Genomic DNA, 6,566 nt, shown 5'->3' on the forward strand with positions numbered 1-6,566 from the left:
TTGTAAAGCAAAAGTAAAACCAATCGTGCGATAGTAGACCGTTATGACACAGGCAAATCTGCTCGAACAAGCGAAATCCGGCGATCCCAGCGCGATCGCTGCTTTGATGAATCGCACCCTCAAACCCAAAGGGATCACTGCCACTGTGGGGCGACTGGGCGATCGCCTGCTGGTCTACCTCGAAGCGGCTCAGGTGCCCAATCGTCAGGCGATGACGACCTTTGTGCAAAACGGCATTTTGGGACTGAAGACGCAAACGATTCGCGAAATCGAAATTCACGGCAAACAAACGGGTGACGATCGATCCGTCTGGGTGCAGGAGATTTTGCTGGGAATGGTGGTCGATCGGGCAGTTGGGCAGGAGGGCGATCGCGCAGCGGTTCAGGAAGTGGCTAGCGCTTCTCCAATTTCTGATCCCCCGACAGCCCCAACGCCGCCTCCGCCTCCGCCTCCGCCCTTGCGTCCTGCTCCGCCGCCGATTCCTCGGATGCAGCCGCCCGACCCGATCGCCTCGGTTGACACTCCAGTCGCCAGCCCTGACCCGATCGAATCCGAAGTCGTTGCGCCGATCGAGCCTTTGCCCGCATCACAGCCGTCTCCGATGCTTCAAGCAGCAATTCCGCCCGGAGAAGAAATTGTGACCGCTCGGCGTCCCCGGCGGCAGTCGGGCTTGCTGTTGCCGCTGGTGGTGTTGGCGTTGCTGTCTGCACTCATTGGCGCGATCGTTGGTTATGCTTTGTGGCGCGATCGCACGGCTCCCAATCCAGAACCAATTTTGCCGCCGTCTAGTCCCACGCCGACTGCCGCCGCGCCCACTCCTGCCAGTCCTGCGCCCACTCCCGCCAGTCCCACCAGTGCGAATCCTTTGGAGGATGCGATTGCCAAGCAGACACAGGCTCAAGCACTCGCGCAGGCTGCTCAGTCTGCTGACGATTGGAGTTTGGTGGCAAGCCAGTGGCAACAGTCGATCGATCTGCTTCAATCGATTCCTGCTAACAGCCCCAACTATGCAGCGGCGCAAACGCGACTGCGACAGGCAGAAACGCAGCTTGCCGATGCTCGTGAACAAGCGAGCCGTCCAATCGCCAGTGCCCCGCCGCCCAACACCACCTTCACCGTCACTCGTGAAGTCCGCTGTCCGACTACAGCCACAGGCGGCGCACCCGTTGAGCTGAGCAACATCCGCTTTCAAAGCGGCAGTGAGATTGTCGGCTGCATCACAAACAACACCAACCAGCCGATCGCCAATGTGTCGATCGCCTATCAGGGCACTGCCCCCACGCCGACTGAAGCGACGCCTCCGGCTAGCCCTGCTGCTCCACCCGCCAGTCCTGCCGCTCCACCCGCAGGCAATAGCGCTCTAAATTTTAGTGAACTGCCGCCTCAGCGCACCGTACCGTTTAGCGGGTCGATCGCGATCGATCCGCAAGTGAGCAACGTCACGATCAGCGGAATCAACTGGACACCAGCGGGCGCGAGTGAAGCGCAACAGCTTCCGGTTTCTGTAGCGCTAACTCGCTGATGTGCGAACGAACCATCAAGACGAATTTTGTTCAATGAGCTGCTGAAATTCTTGTAAAGCAATGCGATGGCGATCGCCTGCCACGATCGTAAAGTCGTTGTGTCCGGCTCCTGCAACCCACAAGTGCATCTTCGGCTCTGGAGCAGCTTCATAAAGCTGTTGACCGTGACTAAACGGAATCGTGCGATCGTCTGTTCCGTGCATGACTAAAACTGGAGATTTGACTCGCGCAATTTTGCTTAAATTGGGAAATTTATCAAAGGGAAGTAGCGGAAACGGAACGACCACTCGAAAAGCCGAAGTAAAAGTATTTTCTAATACTAATCCGGCGATCGCATGACGAGTTGCCAGATCAACGGCAGGGCCACCGCCGACCGATCGACCATAGGCAATGACGCGATCGATCGGAACCCGAAGCTGTTGCGTTAAATAACCATAGGCCGCCTCAACATCTACATAAGCATTGCGTTCGCTCGGTCTGCCGTCGCTCGTTCCATAGCCGCGATAGTCATATGCAAAAATGTTGAACCCCCAACGATTCAATTCTTCTAAAAGCGAACGAATATCACCCAAATCTTCCGCATTGCCGTGACTGTAGAGCAGCGTATATTTCGCTTGAGAATTGGGTAAATGAATGGCAGAAATTCGCTCGCGATCGCTTACCGGAATCTTGATAATCTCTGGAGAATCTTGATAGCTTGCAGGCGGCGGCAGAAAAATCATGCTGTCTGCTCGAAAATAAACATACAGCGCAAAGCAAAGATAGATGAATAAAAGCGATCGCATCAGCCGCTTCCAACTCCATTCACCAATTAGCAATCGTCTCATTCTAGATGGCATCGATCGCCTCTGCAATTATTTTACTAAGCCGATTCATTGATCTGCTTTCACTTCAAGATAGCAATGGTGAGCTATTGCTTACAAATCTCATTTGCTAAGCAGGTAGACACAATTGAATATCAAACCATGAAATCCCCGATAGCCGTATCAAATCTCAAGAATTGGCAATCGAATTGTGAATTCGGTTCCGACATCAGCGATCGAACTGTAAGTCAAACTGCCACCATGCACTTCTTCAATGATTCTTTGGCTTGTTGCCAGACTCAATCCAATGCCATTCCCAGCCGATTTTGTTGTGAAGAAGGGTTCAAATAAGCGAGGTTGGTTTTCTTCAGCGATCCCGATACCGTTATCCTTAATCTTGACCGCTAGTTGATTGTTAACAACTTGAGTCTGAATTGAAATTTGGGGATGATAAGAAGAATCGGTAGTTTGATCGAGCTTCACTTCTACTGCATCAATTGCGTTACAAACAAGATTGAAGATTGCTTGATTAAACTGCTCGGCATAGCAGGTAATGAGCGGCAGTTCTTCAAACTCCTTCTGAATCTCGATCGATTTGCGATGGTTGGAATTCAGCCGATGGTGAAATAAAGTTAAGATTGAATCGATGCATTCGTGGACATTGATTTGCTTGATATCTGATTCATCCAAACGAGTAAAAATCCGCAGAGCTAAAATGACCGTACTGATGCGTTCTGTTCCATGTTTCATTGAATTTGTGATTTTATCAATGTCTGAAGCAAGAAAATCTAAATCGATTTCCTTCTGAAGATTGGCGATCGCCGAATCGACTTCTGGAAACTTTTGCTGATAGAGCGAAATGAGATTGAGTAGCTGATTTTTATACTGGCGTATGGGTTCAATATTGCAGGCGATGAAGCTAAGGGGATTGTTAATCTCATGCGCGACTCCAGCCACAACTTTTCTTAGAGTTGCCGTCTTTTCTTTTTGAACTAAAGCAATTTGAGCCGCTTTGAGACTATCTAATGCTTGATTAAGCTTCGCATTTTTTTCTTCAAGCGATCGCTGAAGCTTGCACAGCGTGAGTTGAGTTTGAACTCGAATCAAGACTTCCTCAAGTTGAAACGGTTTTGTAATGTAGTCTACAGCGCCTACCTGAAACGCTCGAACTTTATTGGCTAAATCATCACCCGCACTCAAGAAAATGACTGGAATCGAGCTTGTTTTGGAATCGCTTTTGAGTTGTTCGCAAACTTCATAGCCGCTTATTCCTGGCATATTAATATCCAGGAGAATCAAATCAGGTGGAATCGTCTTAACAGCGGTTAATGCTGCTCGGCCATTGATTGCTTTACGAATTTGATATTGTTGTGTGGACAAGAAATCCGATAGAAGGCGAATATTTTCAAGTTTGTCATCAACAATCAAAATGTCTGCTTCAAATTCAGTGGTTTCGGTATCCATACTCGTTGAGCTTGGCTAGAAAATGAGTCTCATGGTTTATTCGGCTGCTCTACCTGGTCTCAACACGAATTAGCTCAATGAGTTCCAGAATAGAATCGAACTGATAGTTCTCAACCAAATGAGTGAGCGCTGCGATCGATGCTTGATGTTCAGAGGGAATTTGGGCAATCAGGTTGAGGCTAGCAGTATCGTTGCCTTGAGCGGCAGCAAAGCACATCTGAGCAATCCAATCTGATGACATTGTGGCGAGGATGGTTGGGTCAATGCGATCAATCTGATGAGGGGTTGTAGGATGGCAAGAAGCTGATTTTTCTGCAACAGTTTCTCTGTTTGACACTCCTAAATGCTGAAATAGCGCTTTCAGCAGTTCTTCTTGCTGAAAAGGTTTGCTGATGAAATCGTCACAGCCTGCTGCTATGCTTTCTTGTCGCTGCTCTGCAAAGGCGCTAGCTGTGAGGGCAATAATTTTTGTGGAAGATTGATTCCCTTTGCATTGCTGCTCCAAAGCTCGAATTTTTCGAGTTGCTTCATAGCCATTTACAATTGGCATGTGCATGTCCATGAGAATCAAATGAGGTTGCCACTGCTGCCAAAGCTCGATCGCGGCTTGTCCGTCTTCAGCTTCTTGAATTTCAAATCCCCAGTCCTCTAAAAGCGCATTTAATAGTAAACGGTTAGCCGGATGGTCTTCTACAATCAAGATGCGGTGCTCGATCGATCGAGGAGCAAACTCAACGAAAGGAGCAGTTCGGAAAGCGTTTGTTGTTGCTTTCAAGGATGCTGCTTCAGGCGGCTCAACTGGAATTTGAAAAGCAAAACAACTGCCTTTTCCAAATTCGCTCCGCACGCTAATTTTGCCACCCATTAACTGCACAAATCGCTGGCTGATCCGCAATCCTAAACCTGTTCCTTCTTGCGACTGCTGCCCAGAGCGAGTTTGCTTAAAGGCTTCAAACAAATCTCCTAACTCGTCGGCTGCAATTCCGACTCCGGTATCTTCAACTTCAAAGCTCAATAAGCAGAAAGCCGAATCTGAGGTTTCTACTTTCAGCCGCAGCGTTACACTGCCTTCTTGCGTGAATTTGACCGCATTTCCTAACAGGTTAATCAACACCTGTCGCAATTTGTTTTCATCTGTTTTAACCAGTTGCGGTGTGGTTGCATCCCAATCGAATTGGAGATGTAATCCTTTCGATCGCGCTTTAAGCTGCAACATATCTTCTAGGCTGTGCAGCAGCTTATGCAGGTCACAATCGGTTTTGTTGAGGGTGACTTGTCCCGCTTCAATTTTGGACATTTCCAACACATCGTTGATCAGTCCCAACAGATGCTCACCGCTTTGACTGACGATCTTGACCGATCGCTGATGCTCTGCGCTTAAAGATGAATCTTGCTGCATCAACTGAGTAAAGCCCAAAATCGCGTTGAGTGGGGTACGAAGTTCGTGGCTCATGTTAGCAAGAAACTCGCTTTTGGCTCGGTTCGCAAAGTCCGCTGCTTCTTTCGCCTGCTGCAATTCTGCGGCTTGGTGTTGCGTTTGCACAAACAGTTCTACTTGCTGGACGGCAACTCCAAGCTGATTGCCAATTTGGGACACCATTTGAATTTCGGCAAGCTGCCATTGCCGAGGTCGGGCATTTTGATAGGTGGCAAGTAATCCCCATAGCTGATTGCCGCAGAAGATTGGAACAATAATGTAGGCTCTAGCTTGCAGAGCTTCTAATAATTCTAAGTAGCAGTGATCAAATCCTTGCTGATAAATATCGGTGACACAGCAATAGTTTGATTTCTGGCGATACAGCCCGCCTTGATTTTCCTGCAAATAAGTATCTCGAATCAGTACTTCTGTGTCGTCAAGCTGTTTGACAATGCAGTTCGCTCGATCGACTACCTGATCCAGTTCTGAATTGTTCAGGGGCAGGGGAATCATGGGAGTCCAGCGATCGCCGACTGATTCAGCTACAACTTGCCCGCTCCAATTCGCATCGAACTGATAGACCAAGACGCGATCGCACTCAATCGCCTGCCGCAGTTCCGAAGTGGTCGTGTGAAAAATCGTTTCCAAGTTTAGCGTTTCACGCATCCGGCGCAAGATGAGGGCAACGGTTCGCTCTCGTTCGGCGGTTTGCCACAGCACTTCTGCCGCGACTTTTCGATCGATGCCGACTGCAACGGCGCTGGCGATCGCGGCCATTTCCCGCAGAGATTGCTCAGTTATAGGCTGAGTGGAAAAGATTGCCATCACGCCCAAAAGTCGATTTTTGATGGTCAAAGGATAGCCTGCAAAGGCAACAATTCCTTCTCGTTTTGCCCACTCGCGATCGCTGGTGCGCGGATCGGTGACAACCTGATTGGTCAAGTATGGCTGTCGGTGTTGAGCAATCCAGCCGACTTTGTATTGACCCACTGAAACACGGCGATGGTTGAGGTTGACAGAGGTGGATGTTCCGGCGTTGGCTTGCAGAGTGAGCACCCGTTCTGATTCGTCCAGCATCCAAATTCGAGCCAAAGATGCACCGAGGTGTTCATGCAGCGCGATCGCGCAGCGTTGCAGCATGTCGTGTAGCGATTCCGCTTCGGTCAGGGCGGCTCCAATATCTGCACGCAAAGCGGCCAATCGCATCTGCTGCAATTGCTCTGCTTCAGGGCAAACGCATCTAAATTGAGGTTGGAGTAATTGGGGTAGGATGCAGGCTTACGCTAAATCTGCTCCATGTCATGGATGAATTGACGATTGCTCCGACCATTCTCAACCATTTTGCCAGCCTGGAAGATC

The 6,566-nt window shown here is 49.4% G+C and carries 4 protein-coding genes; 1 reads left to right on the plus strand and 3 read right to left on the minus strand.

Going from position 1 to position 6,566, the window contains the following annotated elements; all coding sequences use genetic code 11:
• Nucleotides 1-43: 43 nt before the first annotated feature.
• Nucleotides 44-1,522 carry a hypothetical protein gene (locus H6F67_RS19805; protein WP_190768343.1) on the plus strand — a complete coding sequence of 493 codons (1,479 nt, stop codon included), beginning with the start codon at nt 44-46 and terminating at the stop codon, nt 1,520-1,522.
• Nucleotides 1,523-1,537: 15 nt separating this feature from the next.
• Here the strand turns inward: H6F67_RS19805 and H6F67_RS19810 are convergent, their stop codons facing one another.
• The 3 genes from H6F67_RS19810 to H6F67_RS19820 all read right to left on the minus strand — a co-directional run bounded on the left by H6F67_RS19810 (nt 1,538) and on the right by H6F67_RS19820 (nt 6,407).
• Nucleotides 1,538-2,350, minus strand: a complete 813-nt coding sequence (locus tag H6F67_RS19810; protein ID WP_242020717.1) for an alpha/beta hydrolase — start codon at nt 2,348-2,350, stop codon at nt 1,538-1,540.
• A 159-nt stretch (nt 2,351-2,509) separates the two neighbouring features.
• Nucleotides 2,510-3,754: a sensor histidine kinase gene (locus tag H6F67_RS19815; protein ID WP_242020718.1), complete on the minus strand. Its 1,245-nt coding sequence runs from the start codon at nt 3,752-3,754 to the stop codon at nt 2,510-2,512.
• 85 nt (nt 3,755-3,839) lie between these two features.
• Nucleotides 3,840-6,407, minus strand: coding sequence for a GAF domain-containing protein (locus H6F67_RS19820; RefSeq protein ID WP_206753920.1), 2,568 nt, complete (start codon nt 6,405-6,407; stop codon nt 3,840-3,842).
• Nucleotides 6,408-6,566: the final 159 nt, after the last annotated feature.

It is taken from the genome of Microcoleus sp. FACHB-1515 (assembly GCF_014696105.1).
GTDB lineage: Bacteria > Cyanobacteriota > Cyanobacteriia > Elainellales > Elainellaceae > JAAUTJ01.